At 70.0% G+C, this 19,274-nt stretch carries 15 protein-coding genes; 11 read left to right on the plus strand and 4 right to left on the minus strand.

Translation table 11 applies throughout. From position 1 onward, the window contains the following. The first annotated feature begins 21 nt into the window (after window positions 1-21). From M4V62_RS10630 to M4V62_RS10640, 3 genes are all read left to right on the plus strand, one after another. Complete coding sequence (locus tag M4V62_RS10630; protein ID WP_249586997.1) at window positions 22-591, plus strand: hypothetical protein; 570 nt, start codon at window positions 22-24, stop codon at window positions 589-591. Window positions 592-739: 148 nt separating this feature from the next. Next, window positions 740-1,510 carry a S1 family peptidase gene (locus M4V62_RS10635; protein WP_347277111.1) on the plus strand — a complete coding sequence of 257 codons (771 nt, stop codon included), beginning with the start codon at window positions 740-742 and terminating at the stop codon, window positions 1,508-1,510. Between the two features lie 43 nt (window positions 1,511-1,553). Then, window positions 1,554-3,254, plus strand: a complete 1,701-nt coding sequence (locus M4V62_RS10640; RefSeq protein ID WP_249586999.1) for a hypothetical protein — start codon at window positions 1,554-1,556, stop codon at window positions 3,252-3,254. On the opposite strand, the gene M4V62_RS10645 is transcribed toward M4V62_RS10640, so the two are convergent. Continuing rightward, on the minus strand, window positions 3,226-3,636 hold the full coding sequence (locus tag M4V62_RS10645; RefSeq protein WP_249587000.1) for a nucleotide triphosphate diphosphatase NUDT15: 411 nt from the start codon (window positions 3,634-3,636) through the stop codon (window positions 3,226-3,228). The two genes, M4V62_RS10640 and M4V62_RS10645, sit on opposite strands and share 29 nt — an antisense overlap. Window positions 3,637-3,646: 10 nt before the next feature. Continuing rightward, on the minus strand, window positions 3,647-4,534 hold the full coding sequence (locus M4V62_RS10650; RefSeq protein WP_347277060.1) for a radical SAM protein: 888 nt from the start codon (window positions 4,532-4,534) through the stop codon (window positions 3,647-3,649). 327 nt (window positions 4,535-4,861) lie between these two features. Here M4V62_RS10650 and M4V62_RS10655 point away from each other — a divergent pair, with 327 nt between their 5' ends. Further along, window positions 4,862-6,064, plus strand: a complete 1,203-nt coding sequence (locus M4V62_RS10655) for a cytochrome P450 (protein ID WP_249587002.1) — start codon at window positions 4,862-4,864, stop codon at window positions 6,062-6,064. A 35-nt stretch (window positions 6,065-6,099) separates the two neighbouring features. After that, complete coding sequence (locus M4V62_RS10660; RefSeq protein ID WP_425575004.1) at window positions 6,100-6,306, plus strand: ferredoxin; 207 nt, start codon at window positions 6,100-6,102, stop codon at window positions 6,304-6,306. 338 nt (window positions 6,307-6,644) lie between these two features. Here the strand turns inward: M4V62_RS10660 and M4V62_RS10665 are convergent, their stop codons facing one another. Next, window positions 6,645-9,188 carry a polysaccharide lyase family 8 super-sandwich domain-containing protein gene (locus tag M4V62_RS10665; RefSeq protein WP_249587003.1) on the minus strand — a complete coding sequence of 848 codons (2,544 nt, stop codon included), beginning with the start codon at window positions 9,186-9,188 and terminating at the stop codon, window positions 6,645-6,647. Window positions 9,189-9,385: 197 nt separating this feature from the next. Here M4V62_RS10665 and M4V62_RS10670 point away from each other — a divergent pair, with 197 nt between their 5' ends. The 5 genes from M4V62_RS10670 to M4V62_RS10690 all read left to right on the plus strand — a co-directional run bounded on the left by M4V62_RS10670 (window position 9,386) and on the right by M4V62_RS10690 (window position 15,419). Further along, the gene (locus M4V62_RS10670; protein ID WP_249592781.1) at window positions 9,386-9,982 is read left to right on the plus strand and encodes a chemotaxis protein CheB; all 597 of its coding nucleotides are present in this window, start codon (window positions 9,386-9,388) and stop codon (window positions 9,980-9,982) included. Further along, entirely contained in the window at window positions 9,982-11,904 is a 1,923-nt protein-coding gene (locus tag M4V62_RS10675) for a CheR family methyltransferase (protein WP_249587004.1), read from the plus strand. The genes M4V62_RS10670 and M4V62_RS10675 overlap by 1 nt, the downstream gene beginning before the upstream one ends. A gap of 24 nt (window positions 11,905-11,928) precedes the next feature. Further along, window positions 11,929-12,819, plus strand: a complete 891-nt coding sequence (locus M4V62_RS10680; RefSeq protein WP_249587005.1) for an ANTAR domain-containing protein — start codon at window positions 11,929-11,931, stop codon at window positions 12,817-12,819. 105 nt (window positions 12,820-12,924) lie between these two features. Continuing rightward, complete coding sequence (locus M4V62_RS10685) at window positions 12,925-14,160, plus strand: hypothetical protein (protein ID WP_249587006.1); 1,236 nt, start codon at window positions 12,925-12,927, stop codon at window positions 14,158-14,160. Next, window positions 14,148-15,419, plus strand: coding sequence for a hypothetical protein (locus M4V62_RS10690; RefSeq protein WP_249587007.1), 1,272 nt, complete (start codon window positions 14,148-14,150; stop codon window positions 15,417-15,419). Before M4V62_RS10685 ends, M4V62_RS10690 begins: the two co-directional genes overlap by 13 nt. Before the next feature lie 5 nt (window positions 15,420-15,424). On the opposite strand, the gene M4V62_RS10695 is transcribed toward M4V62_RS10690, so the two are convergent. Then, complete coding sequence (locus tag M4V62_RS10695) at window positions 15,425-16,105, minus strand: pyridoxamine 5'-phosphate oxidase family protein (RefSeq protein ID WP_249587008.1); 681 nt, start codon at window positions 16,103-16,105, stop codon at window positions 15,425-15,427. A 186-nt stretch (window positions 16,106-16,291) separates the two neighbouring features. Between M4V62_RS10695 and M4V62_RS10700 the strand changes: the two genes are divergently transcribed. Beyond that, a complete protein-coding gene (locus M4V62_RS10700; RefSeq protein WP_249587009.1) occupies window positions 16,292-19,228 on the plus strand; it encodes a glycoside hydrolase family 2 TIM barrel-domain containing protein in 2,937 nt (978 codons plus the stop codon). The last annotated feature ends 46 nt before the right edge of the window (window positions 19,229-19,274 follow it).

Here is a 19,274-nt window from a genome sequence, read left to right on the forward strand (position 1 = left end):
CCGACCCCTCATGCTGACGGGGTGGGACTCAATCCGGCCGAAGCGGCGATCACCGGCATGACCCTGGGCGCCATCGCCTCCTTCTCCGGGGCCTGGCTCACCCAGCACGCGACGGACAGGCGCGAGCGCGAGAACCGCGTGTGGTCGCGGTGCATGGACGTCTACGAAGAAGCCATGGTCGCCGTCCACCGCGTCGGCAACCTGCGCGCGCAGTTGTCGAGCACGGGAGAGTGGCCGGACGACACCGGCGCCGCGGTGAGCGACGTCCATGTGCTCGCCGCCCGGCTGGAGATCTACGCCACGGATCAGGTGCTCGAAGCGCACTGGACGGCGTTCCAGGCGATGCGTGCCTGGATCGGCGCGTGGCACGACTGGGACAACCAGGAGGGGACCAATCCCCGGGTGAGCCAGACCGACCCGCTGTGGAAAAGATTCACCGAGCTCGTCGAGGAATCGGAGGATTCCGACCACAAGCTCCTGGGCATCCTGCGCGATGAGGTGCACGGAAAGAGGAAACCAAGAAGATCGTGGTGGAAGTGGCGCCCTTTCCGGCGTGCGGATCCGGATGGATCTCCTCAACTCGGGGCCTGAGAACGTTTCTTGTCCGGTAGCTCCCGCCCTGGATCCGTTCGTGGCTACCATTGCATATTCACAGCGCACGAGCAGCCACCCACTGCACGGGGCAGTCCACTGCACGGGGCAGTTGCTCGCTCCTGGGATCGGACGGGGGGACGAACCCATGTCGCATCACGAGCCGCACCAGAAGCACTTGATCCAGGTATTCCGGAACAACGATCACATCGGTTCGGGTGTGCGCCTCACCAGGTATTTCGCCCTGACTGCCGCACACTGCCTGGGAGATGACAGAGAGAATCGCATGCGCCCGGTCCTCCTCCGCCTTCCGGACGGCAGGCACCTGGACGGCGAGGTGCAGCAATTCGATCTCCTCGCCGACATGGCCCTCTTGAAGATCGTGTTCCAGAAAGGCGAAAGTGTGCCGCTTCCCGGCATCCACTTCGATGTCGCGCGCGAAGGCGAATCATGGACGGCGGTCCACCCCCGGCCGGACGACGGCATGCTGCGCGGAACCGTGAGCGACGTATCGGTCATCTATCAGAGCACGGGCGAGCAGGCCGTCAACTGCCACCGGCTGCGGCACGACGGTGCACACGACGACGTGCGGAAGTTCGCCGGCAGCCCCGTCGGCCGGGGTGAGCCCGACCCCGACCTGCCTTCGGTCGTCCTCGGGCTCCTCGTCGCACGGCCCGCCACCACGGACGCGCCTCAGGACACGCTGTTCGCCGGCACGATCGACGAGGCGGTGCGGCGATTCGACACCTTCAAGTTCCGCCCCGCACCACAACAGACACTGTCCGGCTCCGAACGCATCTACGAGGTGCGCCAGGACCACGAAGCGGAAGCACTGGCCCGCAAGGACCGCACGGTGCCCGCCGGCCTGGCCGCCGTGACCAGCTATGTGAACCTGCGCTGGCACCGGCCCCGGCCGTGAAGAGCATGCCGCCCACCACGGCGGCCCGTCTCCCGGAGGGGACATGACCAAGATCGCGAACGTCAGCGAGGGGCTGGCGGCAGCGGAGGACGCCCTGGAGGCGGACGGCAAGGCCCGGTCCGAGCTCAAGGAATCACTCGCGGGCTATGTGGAGCGCCTCACCAGCCCCGAAGCGCCCTACGCACTCCTTCGGCCCCACGCCCGCCAGCACATCAATCTCGCGCAGCTGCTCCTCGCGCTCGACATGAGGGAACGCTCGCACGCCCTGGCCGCCGTGACCCTGCGCCACATGGAGCTTGCCGAGGCGGACCAGGAGCTGTTCGCGGCCGACACCTGGAACGAACTCGGTTCGCTGCTCGCGGAGCACGACGATCTCGACCGGGCCCGCATGGTCCTGAACTACGCCCTGAACCGCGCGCAGCGCGCGGCGGCCCCCGAACTCGCCAGGATCTTGGCCAACTTGAGCGCCGTGAGCCTGCGGGCCGGGCATCTGGAGGACGCCAGGGTCTGGGCGCAGAAGGCGGTCACCGTACTGGGGAAGTACTACGGCGGCGACCCGGAGGCGCGGCTGACCGCCGACTGGGTGCGGGTCGAGGTGGCGTCGATCCGCCGGGACACCGCCGAACTCACCCGCACCCTGGGCGACTTCGCCTCCTCGGTCGACTGGTACACGAGCTTCACGAACGACGACGACCCGAAGGCCGTCGCGGCCCGTTCGGCGCTGGCCCAGGCGAGGTTCCAGGCGGCCAAGGCGGTGCAGGACGAGGAGCGGATCGAGGCGGAACTCGCCGAGCTCGAGATCTCCCATCTCCGCGCCGCCACGCTCCTCGGGGCCGATCACCAGGAGACGCTGGTCGCCCAGGCGGCGCTCGCCACGGCCGAGTTCGACGCGGCCGACGGCACCGCGTTCTGCGCGTCACGCAGGCAGCAGGCCGTGTCCCTGCTCGACTCGGCGGCCGTCACGGCCGCCAGGACCTTGGGCCGTGACCACTCCCAGACGCTCGCGCTGCGCGCGGCGCTCGCGGACATGCGCGATGCCACCACGCCGTCGGACGAACTCCCTTATCTCATCGAGCATGTCTACACACCCCAGGAGAACAGCGCCCGCAACAAGGCCAAGGGCCAGGCCCTTCGGCAGGAGCGCAATGTGATCAGGCTGGTCGCGCACGCGGGCGCGTCCTTCTTCCTGAAAGACCTGAAGCTCTTCCATCCGCAGGTCATCCACGCCCTGAATCAAGGCAGTTACTTCTACGTCATCATCAGCAGCCCTTGGAACAACCTCGCCATTTTCACCAAGCACGACGCGACGGCGGAGCGCCCCAACTCCCACAACATCGTGGACATCATCGCGGCGAGCGACTACTACTCAAAGACTTTTCTGCATGTCATAGACGCCTACCGCACGCTCCGGGATACGTATCACGACCGGATCGAGTTACGCCTCACGCACATCGACATCCCCGGGTCGACCCTGCTCACCACGGACCGCGGATTCTTCGAGCCTTACATCACCTCCAATCCGGAGCGCAGGACCCGGCGCAAACTCAACGTCCTTGAGGTGGAGTTTCACAAGGACAGCAGGTATTACTCCGACAGCCGGGCCGAGTTCGACATCCAGTGGGAACTGGCCAGCACCCTGGACCAGTTCGAGGCGAGCGAGGAACAGCACAAGACCGCGTTGCGGGACGCCGTGCGCGCGCAGTCGGACGACCGGTTCAAGGCAGATGCAGAGCACCGTCCCTGATGCTGCGCAGCACCCCCGCCGAGCCGACGAACAGCGGGTCAGGCAACTCGTCCAGGTGCCAGAACTCCCAGCGCAGACACCGCTCGGGCTCAAGGACCCGGGGTTCACCGGCGAAGTCCAGGATCTCCACGCCGACCTGCATGTGGTGATTGGCCGCCGGGTCGGGGTCGGTGACGCACGCGACGCGCGTACCGATCGCGCGCAGGCCCGTCTCCTCCGCCAGCTCGCGGCAGGCGGCGCCGACGAGGGACTCCCCCACTTCGAGATGCCCGCCGGGCAGTCCCCAGGTGCCGTCGCCGAAGGTGTTGGCCCGCAGGCCGAGCAGTACGCGGCCGCCCGCACGGACGATCGCCTGGACCCCTACACGTACCTGTGTCGTCATCGCGGACTCCTCATGCATCCGGGTGCGTGTCCCGTGTCATCGGGTAAGTGCCGGTGAAATTCTCGACGTTCCTGTCCCCCGTGACCTGGTGCGACAGCGGTGGGTCCGCGTCCGCGAGCCGTGCGAAGAAGTTCCCGATCCTGCGCTCCCCGTCCTCGTCGATGACGACGACCTCGCAGTCCGGGTCGATGAAGAAGTAGCTGCCCGTGCGGGTCCTGTTGCGATAGACCCTCAGCTTCACTCCGCGCTCGCGCGCCGCCGCCTCGCAGCGGTGGACCACGTCCTCGAACTCCTCGTCGCCGAGGGCGAGCCAATCCCGGTTGTCCGAACCGTAGTTGGTCTCGGACATCTGGTAGACCTTCCATACGTCGGGCAGGCAGGCGTCGTCAATGAGGCTCAGTACGTCGGGCGCGCCCCCGACGTTCAGTCGGGTGACGACCGTGCCGAGCTTCACCTGGACGTACGGGTGGTTCTTGCGGACCTCGCCGAGCAGGGTCAGCATCTTCTCCCGGTGCGGGGCGACTCCGGTGCGCAGGGCACTGTGCTCCGCAGCGTCCGCGGACTCCAGGGGCAGCGCGATCCAGGAGAGGCTCGGCAGTACGCGCTCCATCGTGCGCAGCGGTGCCAGGCCGTTCGTGCTCAGGACGACCTGCGGCGAGGGGCGGTCGCCAAGGGGGCGGTGCAGCGCCGCGGCGAGCTCCGCGAGATAGGAGAGCAAGGTCGGCTCACCCCCGGAGATGACGACGCCACGCACTCCCCCGTCCTTGAGCGCGGATGCGACCCGGAGTGCGGTCTCCCGGGGCATGGAGGGGACTTCATGCCTCGGGCCGAAGCAGAAGGGGCAGCTGAGATTGCACCTTCCGATGGGCCGCATATCGACGAAGGCGGGGATGAGCATGGGGGGACTTTAGCGACACCTGGGGCGGGGATCCCTTCGAATCCCCCAAGGGGTCGCACACCGAACACCTGCCCTCGGCACACGCCGGACAAGCGTACCCACGAACCGCACGCCCCCACGGCGCGACCGTACGCCCCGCGTGCTCCGGAGCCGACCGGGGCCGGCCGGAGGCCGCCGACGCAGAAAGGTTGAGCGGAGGGGGTGATTCCGGCCAGATTCGACCGCTGGACCGCTCGCTTTCTGGCTTGGTTTGCCGTGGACCAAGTAGATGCCCCAGGCATCTACTGGAACAGGTAAAGGGAGCCCCTCCGCTTGTGAGGTAAGTCCATGACGGAATCAGTCGCGTCCGAATCAGTCGCCTTCCCGCAGGACCGCACCTGCCCCTACCGCCCGCCAAAGGCGTACGAACCGCTCCGCGAGGCCCGGCCGCTCTCCCGGGTCCGGCTGTTCGACGGGCGTTCCGTGTGGGTGGTCACCGGGCAGGGGACGGCCCGTGACCTGCTCGTCGACCCGCGCCTTTCCACCGACCGCGAGAACGAGGCGTTCCCGGCGCCCACCGAGCGCTTCGCGAACGTACGCAACCGCCGTATCGCCCTGCTCGGCGTCGACGACCCCGAGCACAACGCGCAGCGCCGCATGCTCATCCCCAGTTTCTCGGTCAAGCGGATCGCCGCGCTGCGGCCGCGCATCCAGGAGACGGTCGACCGGCTCATCAACACCATGATCACGAAGGGGGCTCCGGCCGAGCTGGTCGGCGCGTTCGCGCTGCCGGTTCCGTCCATGGTGATCTGCGCCCTGCTCGGCGTGCCCTACGCCGATCACGAGTTCTTCGAGGAGCAGTCACGCCGGCTGCTGCGCGGCCCCCGCGCCGAGGACACCGAGCGGGCGCGGGACGAACTGGACGCGTATTTCCACGCGTTGATCGAGAGCAAGCGCCGGGAGCCCGGGGACGGGCTCCTCGACGAGCTCATCCACCGACAGCTCGCCGAGGGCGCGCTCGACCGCGAGGAGCTGGTCAGCCTGGCCACGATCCTGCTGGTCGCGGGGCACGAGACCACGGCGAACATGATCTCCCTGGGTACGTTCACCCTCCTTCAGCACCCGCAGCAGCTCGCCGAACTGCGTACCGAGCGGTCGTTGATGCCCGCGGTGGTCGAGGAGCTGCTGCGCTTCCTGTCCATCGCGGACGGAATGCTGCGGGTGGCGAAGGAGGACATCGACGTCGCGGGCAGCACCATTCGCGCGGACGACGGCGTCATCTTCTCCACCTCCCTCATCAACCGTGACGGCTCGGCCTACGAGACGCCGGAGGAACTGGACTTCCACCGCGAAAACCGCCACCACCTGGCCTTCGGGTTCGGCATTCACCAGTGCCTCGGCCAGAACCTCGCCCGCGCCGAGATCGAGATCGCCCTGCGGACGCTCTTCGACCGGCTGCCGGAGCTCCGCCTGGCCGTGCCCGCGCGGGAGATTCCGTTCAAGCCGGGCGACACGATCCAGGGGATGCTCGAACTCCCCGTCATTTGGTAGGAGATGGACGAGACAGCGGCGAGAGAGGGCAGGACATGAGCGTGCGGGTCCATGTCGAATCCGAGCGGTGCGTGGGGGCGGGCATGTGCGCACTCACCGCACCGAGCGTCTTCACCCAGGACGACGACGGCTTCAGCGAGGTGCTCCCCGGCCGCGAGGACGGGGGCGGCGACCCCCTGGTGCGTGAGGCCGTGCGGGCCTGCCCGGTGCAGGCCGTGACCGTCAGCGTCGACGACTCCTGAACGCTCCTCGGGCTCAGCACGGAGCGGAGCCCGGCGATGGCGGTGTCGTAGAGCTCGCCCGTCCAGCTCTTGCGCACCGAGTTCTCCGTGCTGCCGCCGAAGTTCTCCCGGAGCCCCTACCAGGGCTGGAGCGGCAGCCAGCACAGACCGGCGAGCCAGCGGTGCAGGACGCGGACCGGGCCGGGGCGGCCCGCGTCGGCGGCGCGCATCACGCAGACGCCGAGCAGCAGCGTCCTGACGCTGCCGCGCAGCAGCAGCGTCAGGACGCACTGGACTGCCCCCGTGGATCAGGCATCCCGGCATCATGCCGCACCGGCGAGGTCGCCCCGCCGGGTGCCCTATTCGCGCAGCGTCACCGTGAAGCTGCGTCCGTAGGCGTGCCGGGTGTCGACGTCGATCCGGGTCCCGCCCCGGACCCGGCGCACGCGCACCCCCTCGTCGGCCGTGACCTTCCGCAGCGCACGGCCGCGGAGCAGCACGCTCACCCTGTCGCGGTCCATCGTCGGATCGGACACCGCCACGGTGGTCGGGCCGCGCCGCTCGCGCCGTACGAGGACCGATGCGGGGCCCTCGATCCGCAGCCCCGCGGCCTCATGGCGGCCTGAGGTGAAGCTGTTCGCCGCGGTCAGACCGAGGCCCGCGTGGCTGACCGCCTGTAGCCGCACCGTGTTCGAGAGGACCTTCAGCGGCCGCCCGCTCCGGTAGGCCCTCAGCCCCGCCTCGCCCGCGTTCGGCACCAGTGCGTAGGCGAGGGAGACAGGCTTCGCCCCGGCCACCCGGTCCACCGTCACGCCAAGGACCCTGCGCGTCACCGGGGTGTCCGGGTTCGCGGTGCGCACGACCCGGCGGCTGCGAGTGACCTCGTCCAGGGTGACCCGCACCTTCGGGGTGTCCAGGAAGACGTAGCCGACGGAGGTGCGCTGCGTGGCGTTGGCGTGGCGCAGCCACCGCAGGTCACCCGTGCCCGCGCCCTTCCACGGGGTGCCGTCACGCAGCTCCCCCGTCACGGAGACCTGGTCGCCCGGCGCCGCGGTCCGCGCGTCGACCGTCGTCGTCACGGCCCGCCCCGCACCGTCGCCCACCCCCGCGGCGAGCACCACGATCTCCTCGTCGAGCAGGAACCACGACTTCGTGGCCGTCGCGCCCCGGTGGACCACGAAGTCGTCCGGCAGCAACTCCCGGTCGCGGAAGGCGACATCGCTGGACTGCACGGCCCCGGCCGCGCCGTACGTCCCGAGGACCGCGCCCCCGGAGTACTGGTTGGTGCCGCGCGGGAAGTAGACGTACTTGTTCTGCGACTCGGAGGAGGAAGTGAAGTTCAGCGGATGGCCCGGGTTGTCGTAGTACGGCTTCCCGTACAGGTCGGGGACCGTCCTGCGCTGCTCGACCGGCGCCGTCACGCCCGCGAGGCCGTACGGAGAGACCGTGGTGAAGTAGTCGACCCCGTATGCCTGCGTCTGGTCCTGGCCGGAGAGATAGAGGTAGTACGCACCGTCTCCCTGGAACCACGGCATGAGGTTCTCGCCGTTCATGTACTCGTACTTGCTGATCCGGTCGGAGCTGCGCGCGAGGGCGAAGGCGTAGCCCGGTCTGCGGTGGACGGTCTTGTCCATGGCGTTGAAGGCGACGCTGCGCGAGGCCGGGTTCAGGTCCGCGGGCGGCACCGAGGCGTCGCCGATGATGTCGGTGTAGCGCACGATGCTGATGGGTGAGACGAAGCCGGTGGGGTTGAGGGCGGCGCGCGAGGTCGAGCGGATGTGCTTGACGTAGCTCTTGAGCGCGGTGGCGTCGGCGCCGCTCGCCAGCGAGGAGAGGTCGACGACGGCCTCGACGACGACCGCGACGTCGGTGTAGCCGCCGTCCGGCCGCGACACCGCGCGCCCCTTGACGATCTCCATCATCCAGCCCTCGAAGATGACCGGCGCGAAGCCGTCGCGCACCCATCTCCGGACGGTCGGCACCAGCTCCTCGCCGTGTGCGAAGCCTGTGCCGTCAAGGATCTTGAGGGTCTGCACCACGCGGGTGAGCAGGCCTTTTCCGTACGAGCCCGTGTATGCGACGGAGGCGTGCTGGATGAAGGAGCCGTCCGCGTAATAGCCGTCCGTCACACCGTGGTCGAGGTGGTAGGGGTCGATGGTGACGAAGACCGTCAGCTGGTCGGTGAGCGCCTTGCGGATGCGGGCCTCGCCGCCCTCGCCGATGAGCGCGCCCTGAAGGATCCGGTTGGTGGTGATGTCGGCGAGGTTGGCGCCGGTGTGGAAGCGCGAGTCGAGGTTCACGTCCCCGTCGGTGCCGTTGCGCAGATAGGCGTCCATCGAGGCGACGTAGGTGGCGATGAGGCCGGGCTTGTAGGTCCGCACTTCGTCGACGAGGAGTACGAGGGTCTTGCTGACGGACTGGGAGATGCCGATCTCCCAGTTGAACCAGTTGCCGTAATAGCCCTTGGACTGGTCGCCGTAGTGGCGCTCGTGCAGCCAGACCAGACCGTCGATGACGCGGCGCTGCACGGCGGTGTTGTCGTGGAGGTCGGAGGGGGTGCCCGGGGTGCGGGTGGCGAGGGCGATCTCGTACAGGCGTCTGTAGGCCGTGTTGAGGTTGGCGTCGTCCGTGCCGAGCACCAGGCCGTCGAAGAGCTCGCCGTCGCCCGCGTCGTCCATCGCCTTCAGGTTCGTCCGGGCGGTCTTGGCGACGGCGGCCAGCTTGGCGGCCGTCTCGGGGCGCGCGTTGGACTCGGCGGTCCCCGCGAAGATCCCCACGGTGTTGGCCAGGAGCCGCGCGCTGTCGGCGGCGGCCTCCGCGGCGCTCACCGGCAGCGTGGGGAGCACCGCCAGGAGACCGGCGGCCGAGAGAGCGGACAACAGGCGTCTGCGGGTGATCTCCATGGCGTCCTCCGCCGGTGCGTTGGCGATGTGGCGTTCTGGTGTTCTGGATCTACTGACGTACTGGACCTTCTGGTCTTCTGATCTTCTGGCGTGCTGGGCGGGCGGAGTCAAGCAGATGCCCGGACCGCCGACAAGGGTCAGGGCCCGGCCATCCATGTGCAGCTTGCCGGACCGCCAGCGGCTAGGCTCGTCACGTGATGTCGGAACAGCACACTTCAAGGCCGTACGCCGTCGTGGCTGTCGCGTCATCAGCCGGTGGCATCCAAGGCCTGGTAGCCCTCCTGAGCCGCCTGGGACCCGACCTTCCCGTGCCCGTGCTCGTGGTCCAGCACCTCGATCCGCGCCACAGGACCCTCCTCCCCGAAGTGCTCTCGCGCCGCACGGAGCTGGCGGTGAAGCTGGCGGAGGACCAGGAGCGCATAGAGCCGGGGACGGTGTACATCGCGCCGCCCGGCCTGCACCTCCTCGTGGGGCCCGACGGGGTTCTCGCCCTGACGAGCACGGACCCCGTGCACTTCGTGCGCCCCTCCGGCGACCTGCTCTTCGAGTCGGTGGCCGAATCGTACGGGTCGAGGGCCATCGTCTGCGTCCTGACCGGCACGGGCGTGGACGGCGCTACGGGCGTGGCCGCGGTCAAGCACCGGGGCGGCACCGTGATCGTCGAGGATCCGGAGACCGCGCAGTTCGCGGGGATGCCCCAGGCGGCGGTCGCCACGGGAGCAGCGGACTTCGTGCTCCGTCTTGAGAAAATCGCCGCGGCGGTCCGCGGACTTGTCGAGGACAAGAGGCAGTGATGAGTGAGTCGTCCGGCGCCGGTACCGATGAAGGCGCCGAGCCGCGAGCCGGACAATCCGAGCGCGCGCCCGACCCGGCTGTCGACCAGGGTCTTGAGGACCTGCTCGGCTTCATTCGCGACTCGCGCGGATTCGACTTCACCGGCTACAAGCGGTCCACCCTCGGCCGCCGCATCCGCAAGCGGATGGACGACGTCGGCACGCGTGACTACGCCGACTACCGCGATGTGCTCGAGACCGACGCGGTGGAGTTCCGCACCCTCTTCAACACCATCCTGATCAACGTCACCTCGATGTTCCGCGACCCGGAGGCCTGGGAGCTTCTCCAGCGTGAGGTGGTGCCGGAGCTGATCGCGGACCTGGGTGCCGACGACGAGATCCGGGTGTGGAGCGCGGGCTGTTCCAGCGGCGAGGAGGCGTACTCCCTGGCCATCATCTTCGCGGAGGCGCTCGGCATCGAGGAGAGCCTGAACCGCGTCAAGATCTACGCCACGGACGTCGACGAGGAGGCTCTGCGCGACGCACGCGCCGGGCAGTACCCGGAAAAGAGCCTCGAATCGCTCGCGGTCGAGCTGCGTGACAAGTACTTCGAGCAGCATGACAACCACTACGTCTTCCGCCCCGACCTGCGGCGCCGGGTGATCTTCGGACGCCATGACATCACCCGCGACGCCCCGATCTCCCGCCTTGACCTCCTCGTCTGCCGCAACGCCCTGATGTACTTCAACGTCGAGGCGCAGGCCCAGATCGTCGACCGCTTCCACTTCGCCCTGCGCGAGGGCCGCTACCTCTTCCTCGGCAAGGCCGAGATGCTCCTGAATGACGGTGAGCGGTTCGAGGCGGTCAGCATCCGCCAGCGCGTCTTCCGGCGCCGGCCGGGCGGCAGCGCCGCTCCCTACCCCTCGATTCCCGTGAAGATCAGGCCCGGTGTGGGCATCGAGATGCAGGCGGCCACCCGCACCCGCCAGCTGCGCGACCTGATCCTCGACGCGGCTCCGGGTGCCGCTGTCGCCCTGGACGGCGACGGCATTCTGGTGATGATCAACAACGAGGCCCGGTCCCAGTTCGGGCTCACGACCCATGACGTGGGACGCCCCTTCCAGGACCTGGAGCTCTCCTACCGGCCCACCGAGCTCCGCTCCCTGATCGACCAGGCCGTCCATGAGCGCCGGACCCTGCGGGTGAACGGTGCCGAGCGGCGCATCGGCACCGAGATCCAGTACTTCGACATCGTCATCCAGCCGATCGCGAGCGGCCCCGGCCTGCCGGTCGCCACCAACATCACCTTCACGGACGTCACCCTGGCCATGCAGCTCAAGGCCGAGGTCAAGCGCGTACGCGAAGACCTGGAGACCGCGTACGAGGAACTCCAGTCCACGAACGAGGAGCTGGAGACGACGAACGAGGAACTCCAGTCGAGCATCGAGGAGCTGGAGACCACCAACGAAGAGCTCCAGTCCACGAACGAGGAGCTGGAGACGACGAACGAAGAGCTCCAGTCCGGCAACGAAGAGCTCGAGACCATGAACGACGAGATGCGCCTGCGCACCACTGACCTGGACGAGGCCCGCGCCTTCCTGGAGGGCGTGGTGAGCAGCATCGCGGCAGGGGTGGTGGTGCTCTCCGCCGACATGCGGGCCAAGAGCTGGAACCGCGGTGCGGTCGACCTGTGGGGGCTTCGGCCCGACGAGGTGCTCGGCGAGCACTTCTTCGCCCTGGACTTCGGGCTCCCCACCGACGACCTGCGCGGGATCATCCAGGAGTGCGTCGCATCCGGCAAGCGCGCGGGCCCGGTGACGATCCCCGCTGTGAACCGCATCGGGCGGAGAATCAACTGTTCGATCATCTGTTCTCCGTTCGACGGCCACAACGGCGGCGTCGTCCTGCTGATGGAAGACCTCGCCAACGGGGACGGCAGCTGACGGCCCCAGTCGTATTCTGTGAACATGAGCGCCATGGAGGGCAGTTCACGCGCAGGTGACGGCCGGGCGGACGCCGCCTGGCAGCGTGCTGTAACGGCGGGCGAACGCGCGGCGCTGGCATCGATGACCGCCGAGCGGCACGAGAGGCTCTACCGGCAGTCCGGACGCGAGTTCCACGCGAAGATGGCGGAGCGGCACCGCGCGGTCGAGGAACGGCATCGCACGGCGGCCAGACTGCAGGAGACGTACGCCCGCCGCGTCAGGGCATGGTCGGCGGGCCGCGCGGATCCGCCGCGCGCAGGAGGCGAGGACGATCGCGGCCCCTTGTTCATGGCCGGGGTCGCGGAGGCCTGCGGGACCCTCAGCGCCGCACTCACGCTCGTCGGGGTGGACCTGAACCAGCTCGCGGTCGCCGCCTCGGACCGGCGTTCGCGCGGCGCCCAGGATCTGGAGTACGTCATGACCTCGGGCCCCGGGCGTGACGCGACCCGCAGCTGCCATGCGGTCCACGCGTCGGGGGCGGACCTGGAGAGGCGCTGGCCCGGCTATGGCTCCGGCCTCGCGGCCCTCGGCCTGAGCTCGGTCGCCGCGCTGCCGCTGCGGGTGCCCGGTGGCTGTCTCGGGGCACTCACCGTCTTCGATCCCCTGCCCGAACTCGTCCGGGCCGGGGCTTTCGACGCCGTCGCCGACGCGCTGACCGGGTCCGTCCTGCTCGGCCCGGACGCGGACCCCGGCCTGTACGGCGGCACGGATCTGCGTGCCGTGGTCCACCAGGCATCGGGCGTGCTGTCCCAGCAGACGGGCAGATCGGTCGATGACGCCCTGGCCCTCATCCAGGCACGGGCGTACGCCGTGGGCGAGTCCCTCGATTCAGTGGCCCGGCGGGTCATCTCCGGGGAACTGAAGCTCGCCTGACCCTCGTCCGGGAGGCCCGCCCCCGGTTGATAGCGTCGCTCTTCTGATCTTGACATGTCATCTGAACGTGTCGTCTGACGTGGCTCGCGGGGGAAGGGGAGCGCCATGCCCAGGGTGCGTGCCGTCCGGAGGCGTACGTGGCTGGTGGTCGCCGGAGTGGCGGTCCTCGCGCTCGCGGCCACCGGGACCGGGATCGCCGTCTCGCAGTCGCAGGGGCGTGACGAACGCATCGCCGCCAACCGGGACCAGCTGGACCGGGCCTGCGCGGGCCTGCTCCCCGAGGAGCTGAGCTCCTTCGTGCCGGACGACTCGGAGGGCGTACTGGACGAGTACGGCACGCTCCTGACGTCACGGCAGCAGAGCAGGGCGCTGCTGGACTGCACGCTGTCGTGGGGTGGTGACGCCGGCGGCCTTGAGCCCGACGCGCAGGTGCGGGTCCGGGCCGAGGCCGTGCTCGGCAAGGCCCAGGCACCGGCCGGGGACTTCGAACTGCCCCTGCCGAGCGGCACGTTGGGCGGCACGGGCTCCAGCGAGGACCGGCTCGACGGCAGCCAGGTGTCGGCCACCCTGCTCACCGAGTGCCCGAAGGGGCTGAGCGGTCGGGTCCGGCCGTCGAAGGATCTGCTCGTCTCCGTGGACCTGCCCTCACACGCCGACAGCGAGTACGACATCCCCAAGTCCGACCGGCTCCTGGCGTCCCGCACCGCGGTCCGGGTCGCCGACTGGGTGAGCCGCGAACAGGGCTGCGGAACAGAGCCGTTGGCCGATGCCGAGAAGCCGAGGAGCGCCGACGCCCTGTGCGACTGGCTCTCCCCCAAGCCGCTGAAGTTCGCGCGGGGCACATGGCGGTTCGACGAGAACGACACGGCGTACAGCGAGCGCGCCGGTGCGTGCGGCGGGCAGTGGGACGACGCGGCGGGCTGGGCCGACGATCTGAAGGTCAAGGCGGCGGGCGCCGAGAGCTGGTCCGGTGTCCTCGCGGCGGGCGCGTACGAGAGATTCAGCGGCAGCGGTCACGTCCCCGGGACCGAGCAGAGCCGCCATGAGCGGGGCCCCGAGGGCCAGTTGACCTTCGGCATGCCGGGCGACGATCCGCTGCTCGCGCTCTGGGCGCGGTCGGTGTGCGACGGCGGGCCGACGTTCCACCGGGTCACGGTCACGCCCGCCCTCGACTTCCGACACCAGGACGAGGTCGTCGTGGACAAGAAGGAATGGCGGCGGATCCCGGCGGACGCGCGGGCCGTGCTCGACCGCTATCTGGCCGCGGACGACGGCTGGCCCCGGCGCTCGCACTGCCGTGACACGCAGATCATGGGAGAGGTGGAGCAGTGGCAGGGCTGACCTGGCGGTCCGGGGCGGGAAGGAAGCTCACCACGGCGGCCGGGGCGCTGCTCGCCCTCGCGCTGGTGGCGGGCGGGTACTTCTGGTTCAGCGGGGGCTACGACCGGTGGGTGGCGCAGCGCCTGGTGGCCGGGGCCTGCGACGGAGTGCTCCCGGCCGCCGAAGTACGTGACGTACTGGGCGCGGGGCCGTTCAAGGACGACACGCGCGACCGGGCGGAAGGCGCGCTGAGCGATGCCTCGCTGCGCGTGGACTGCACGATCGCCCGCGACACCGAGCACCACACGGGCGCGCCCACGCGCCACGGCGCGGTGAAGGTGAACGTGCGGGCGGTGCCGGAGCGGGTCGCGAAGGACGACACCGGCTCTGCGGCACGGGAGCGGCGGCGCGAGGACTTCACCGGCGAGTACGACGGGGTGTACCCGGACGTGTACTCCTCCCTGCCACCGGTCGCGGTCGGCCCCGGCTGGAACGGCGTCTTCTCCGCGGACGAGTCGAGCGGCGGCAAGGCGTCGGCCACCACCGCCGTCCTGCTCGACTGCGCGCGCGGCCGTGGCGGGCTCCTGGTCACGGTCGACGCCGAGGACGAGGGCGTGCCCCTCGACGACCCCCGGCAGCGCACCGCCTTCGCCCGGATCGCCACCGCCACGGCGGCGAACGCCTCCGGCCACTGGGGCTGCGACGCCGGCCTGGGCAAGCCCCCGCGCACGGTGGCCCTGCCCGTGAACTCGGACGAGGCGGTGCCGCCTGCCGATGCCACCGCGTCCTGCCGGGGCGTTCCGGGGCGTGGCTCCGAGGTCGCGCGGGTGTGGGAGGGCGCACGCGGCGGGACGCCGGTCGAGGTGTGTGTCCTTGGGCCCGGGACCGTGACGGGGGACGGCCTTCCGGTGGCGAGGTCGACCGACGACGTGGGAGGGCACTATCGGCTGAGCGCCTCCTACGGCCCGTACGCGCAGGACGAGCGGTATCGCTATCAGGACCGCTACGACTACCTGGCGCAGGACCGCATCCCCGGCGCGGCGCCCTCCGGCCGCCTCCCGGAGGGCGGCTACTGGGTGAGCGCGGCGTGCGAGAAGGACGGCGAGCGGGCCCTGTTCACCGTCGAGCCGCCGGGGTCCGACTCCCCCTCGTACCAACAGGACCAGAAGGACAAGCCCACGCCCGCCGACCGGGCCTATCAGCGCGCCGCGCTCAAGGCCTTCGCGGAAGGCTCGGCCAAGGCGCACGGCTGCGGGACGCCTGATTCCGTCAAGCCTTGACCTGATCAGCCGTGCCGCGTGCCGCCGCGCTCGGCGATGTGCGGCGGGACCGCGATGCCCGGCGGGAGCAGCGGGTCGGCGACCGGGGTGCCCCAACTGGCCGTCAGGGGAAGGTTCCCGGCCCAGATGCCGAGCTCGGCGTCCGGCCCGTCGCCGTCGTCCGGAGGGCCCACGCTCGTCTTGACCGATGCCTCCTCCAGGGAGAGGGCGAGCACGGTCGTCGCCGCGAGTTCCTTGCGGCTGGGGCTCCGGGCGTAGTCCCACTGGCCGGGGGTCGCGTGCTCGGTGAGCAGGCGCAGGCCGGTCAGCTTCTCGTCCGGGTCGGTTACCTTGCGCGGGACGCCGTAGATCATCGCGCTGCGGTAGTTGACGCCGTGCTCGAAGACGGAGCGGGCCAGGATCAGGCCGTCCACGTGGGTGACGGTGACGCATATCGTCGCTTCGGGGTCGGCGGCCAGGCTGCGGCTGGCGACCGAGCCGTGCAGATACAGCTGGGTGTCGTCGCGGCCGTAGACGGTGGGCACCACCATGGGGTGGCCGTCGACGACGACGCCCAGATGGCAGATGAACCCGGCGTCGAGGATCGCTTCGAGGTCGGCGCGGTTCAGGCTGCCCTGTTCGCGCAGGCGCCTGTGGCGGGTGCGGTCGGTCTCCGGGAGCGTGGTCTGCTGCTTGCTGGTGGTCACGCCTCCGCAAGCTACCGATATCGCGCCCGAAATGCCACACCTCAACGAATTACAACCGCCACATCGACGACGTACGACGAAATCCGCAGCCCCTGCACCTTTCGTCCAACTCCGCCGCCGAGAATCCAACAACCCCCGCCGCGTGACGGTTGTGACGTCCCACCTCCCCGCTGTCTGATGGAAGCCATGGAGCTCCCCTACCTTGAGGACGTATCCCCCGGCACCGGCAGCCTCCCGCCCCGCGCGTGGTACGCACGGTCGGACGCCACTTCCCTCTCCCTGAACGGCAGTTGGCGCTTCCGGCTCTCCCCGGCCGCCGACACCGCCGACGACTCCTTCGCCTCGGACGGCTACGACGCCGGGGCCTGGGACACCGTGGCGGTGCCAGGACACTGGGTGTTGCAGGGGCACGGCGCGCCCATCTACACCAACATGGTCTATCCCTTCCCGGTCGACCCGCCCCGCGTCCCCACCGAGAACCCGACCGGCGACCACCTGCGCACCTTCGACCTGCCGGACGACTGGCCCACGACGACCATCGGCGGCGCGACGCTGCGCTTCGACGGCGTCGAGTCCTGCGCCCGCGTCTGGCTGAACGGCACGGAGCTCGGCGAGTTCAAGGGCTCCCGGCTTCCGCACGAGTTCACGGTCGGCCACCTCCTGAAGCCCTCGGGCAATGTCCTCGCGGTCCGCGTCCACCAGTGGTCCTCCGGTTCGTATCTGGAGGACCAGGACCAGTGGTGGCTGCCCGGCATCTTCCGGGACGTGACCCTGCTGCACCGCCCCGAGGGCTGCGCGCTCGACTTCTTCACGCACGCCTCGTACGACCATCGCGCGGGGACGGGGACGCTGCGGGTGGACTCGGACGTGGACGGCCGGGTCACCGTGCCCGAGCTGGGCGTCGATGTCGCCACGGGTGAGTCGGTGACGGTGGACGTCGAGCCCTGGACGGCCGAGACACCCCGCCTGTACGACGGGGTCCTCGCCACGCCGGGCGAGCGCGTCCCCCTGCGGATCGGTTTCCGTACGGTCGCCGTCGAGGACGGGGTCATCAAGGTCAACGGCCGCCGGATCCTGTTCCGCGGCGTGAACCGGCACGAGTTCCACCCGCAGACGGGCCGCGCGCTCGACCTCGCCACGATGCGCACCGACGTCCTGCTGATGAAGCAGCACAACATCAACGCCGTGCGCACCAGCCACTATCCGCCGCACCCCGCCTTCCTCGACCTCTGCGACGAGCTGGGCCTGTGGGTCATCGACGAGTGCGACCTGGAGACCCACGGCTTCACCGAGCAGGGGTGGCGCGGCAACCCCGTCGACGACGACCGCTGGACACCCGCCCTCCTCGACCGCGCCGCCCGCATGGTCGAGCGCGACAAGAACCACGCTTCGGTGATCATCTGGTCCCTCGGCAACGAGTGCGGGACCGGCCGCGGCCTGACCGCCATGGCGCGCTGGATCCGCGCACGCGACGCCGACCGCCTCATCCACTACGAGGGCGACGCGACCTGCGCGGACACCGACATGTACTCGCGCATGTACGCCGACCACGCCGAGGTCGAGCGCATCGGCCGACGCGAGGACACGGACGGCCCGCGCTCACGTCGTCACCTCCCCTTCATCCTCTGCGAGTACGGGCATGCGATGGGCAACGGCCCCGGCGGCCTGAGCGAGTACCAGGCACTGTTCGACGCCCATGAGCGCAATCAGGGCGGCTTCATCTGGGAGTGGATCGACCACGGCCTCGCGCACCCGGAGTTCGGCTACGCCTACGGCGGCGACTTCGGCGAGGAGCTGCACGACGGGAACTTCGTCTGCGACGGCCTCGTCTTCCCCGACCGGATGCCGTCGCCGGGGCTGGAGGCGTACAAGCGGGTCATCCAGCCGGTGGGCTTCGCGTACGACGCGGGAGCGGGGACGGTCCGGGTCACCAATCTGCACGACTTCGCGGACCTCTCCCATCTGTCCTTCGAGTGGACGTACATCAGCGACGACGAGGCCTCCGAAGGCGGGGAGCTGGCCGTGCCGCCGGAGCTCGGCCCCGGAGAATCCGTCGAACTGAAGCTGCCCGACCCGCCCTTGGCCAGCCGCGACGCCGAGACCTTCCTGCATCTGGCGGCGATGGTGGGCGTCACGACGACGAACTGGACGAAGCTGGACCACGGCGTCGCGCGGGCCGAGTTCCGCGTCTCGCCACGGCCCGCCATCCCACCCGCGACCGGTGAACGCCCTCAGCGCGAAGGGGACTTCATCACCCTCGGCCCCGGCACCTTCGACGCCCGCACCGGCGAGCTGCACACCCTGAACGACATCCCCCTGACCAGCGCGCCGCGCCTGGACATCTGGCGCGCCCCCACCGACAACGACAACGGAGCCTCCTGGCAGGGCGGGCAGCGCAACGGGCTCGTCTGGCGCGAGCTCGGCCTGCATCGCATGCAACACCGCCTGGACGCCGTCGAGTTGACGGACGAATTGCTCACCGTCCGCACCCGCGTGGCGCCCGCCGCGCGCGACATCGGCCTGCGCACCGTCTACCGCTGGACCTCCGACGCCACCCGGCTGCGCCTCGCCGTGTCCGTGATGCCCGAGGGCGAGTGGACCGTGCCGCTGCCCCGGCTCGGCATCCGGCTCGGCCTTCCGGCGGAGTACGGGGTCGCGCAGTGGTTCGGCGGCGGTCCCTGCGAGGCGTATCCGGACACGGCGGCGGCTTCCGACATCGGCACCTGGTTCATGCAGGTCGACCGGATGCAGACCCCCTACGTGCGCCCGCAGGAGAACGGAGCGCGAGCGGACGTCCGCTGGGCCGAGCTGCGGGCGGGCTTCGACGGCGAAGGGGTGCGCGTGGCCGGGGAGCCGGCCTTCTGGTTCACGGCGCGCCGCTGGACCACCGAGCAGCTGGACGCGGCCACGCACCGCACGGATCTCGTGCCCGGCGACACGGTCTGGGTCCATCTCGACCACGGGCAGCACGGCATCGGCTCGCAGTCCTGTGGGCCAGGGGTGCTGCCGCAGCACCAACTCCACGCAGCGCCTGCCGAGTTCGCGTTCACCTTCGCGCGCCGCGATGCCGCACCCCAGGTGCCGCCGCCGGTAGGACCTCCGCCGGGGCGAACCTCGCCCTGACCGGGGTTTTCCGGTGACTCAGCACTAGACTGGAAGCCACCGTCGA

The sequence above is a fragment of the Streptomyces durmitorensis genome (assembly GCF_023498005.1).
In the GTDB taxonomy this organism is placed as follows: Bacteria; Actinomycetota; Actinomycetes; order Streptomycetales; family Streptomycetaceae; genus Streptomyces; species Streptomyces durmitorensis.

What these genes read in the sequence shown, in the direction of transcription:
- M4V62_RS10635 (WP_347277111.1), top strand. Translation starts at nt 740, where the DNA reads ATGTCGCATCACGAGCCGCACCAGAAGCACTTGATCCAGGTATTCCGG.
- M4V62_RS10640 (WP_249586999.1), top strand. Translation starts at nt 1,554, where the DNA reads ATGACCAAGATCGCGAACGTCAGCGAGGGGCTGGCGGCAGCGGAGGAC.
- M4V62_RS10645 (WP_249587000.1), bottom strand. Translation starts at nt 3,636, where the DNA reads ATGACGACACAGGTACGTGTAGGGGTCCAGGCGATCGTCCGTGCGGGC.
- M4V62_RS10650 (WP_347277060.1), bottom strand. Translation starts at nt 4,534, where the DNA reads ATGCTCATCCCCGCCTTCGTCGATATGCGGCCCATCGGAAGGTGCAAT.
- M4V62_RS10655 (WP_249587002.1), top strand. Translation starts at nt 4,862, where the DNA reads ATGACGGAATCAGTCGCGTCCGAATCAGTCGCCTTCCCGCAGGACCGC.
- M4V62_RS10660 (WP_425575004.1), top strand. Translation starts at nt 6,100, where the DNA reads ATGAGCGTGCGGGTCCATGTCGAATCCGAGCGGTGCGTGGGGGCGGGC.
- M4V62_RS10665 (WP_249587003.1), bottom strand. Translation starts at nt 9,188, where the DNA reads ATGGAGATCACCCGCAGACGCCTGTTGTCCGCTCTCTCGGCCGCCGGT.
- M4V62_RS10670 (WP_249592781.1), top strand. Translation starts at nt 9,386, where the DNA reads ATGTCGGAACAGCACACTTCAAGGCCGTACGCCGTCGTGGCTGTCGCG.
- M4V62_RS10675 (WP_249587004.1), top strand. Translation starts at nt 9,982, where the DNA reads ATGAGTGAGTCGTCCGGCGCCGGTACCGATGAAGGCGCCGAGCCGCGA.
- M4V62_RS10680 (WP_249587005.1), top strand. Translation starts at nt 11,929, where the DNA reads ATGAGCGCCATGGAGGGCAGTTCACGCGCAGGTGACGGCCGGGCGGAC.
- M4V62_RS10685 (WP_249587006.1), top strand. Translation starts at nt 12,925, where the DNA reads ATGCCCAGGGTGCGTGCCGTCCGGAGGCGTACGTGGCTGGTGGTCGCC.
- M4V62_RS10700 (WP_249587009.1), top strand. Translation starts at nt 16,292, where the DNA reads ATGGAGCTCCCCTACCTTGAGGACGTATCCCCCGGCACCGGCAGCCTC.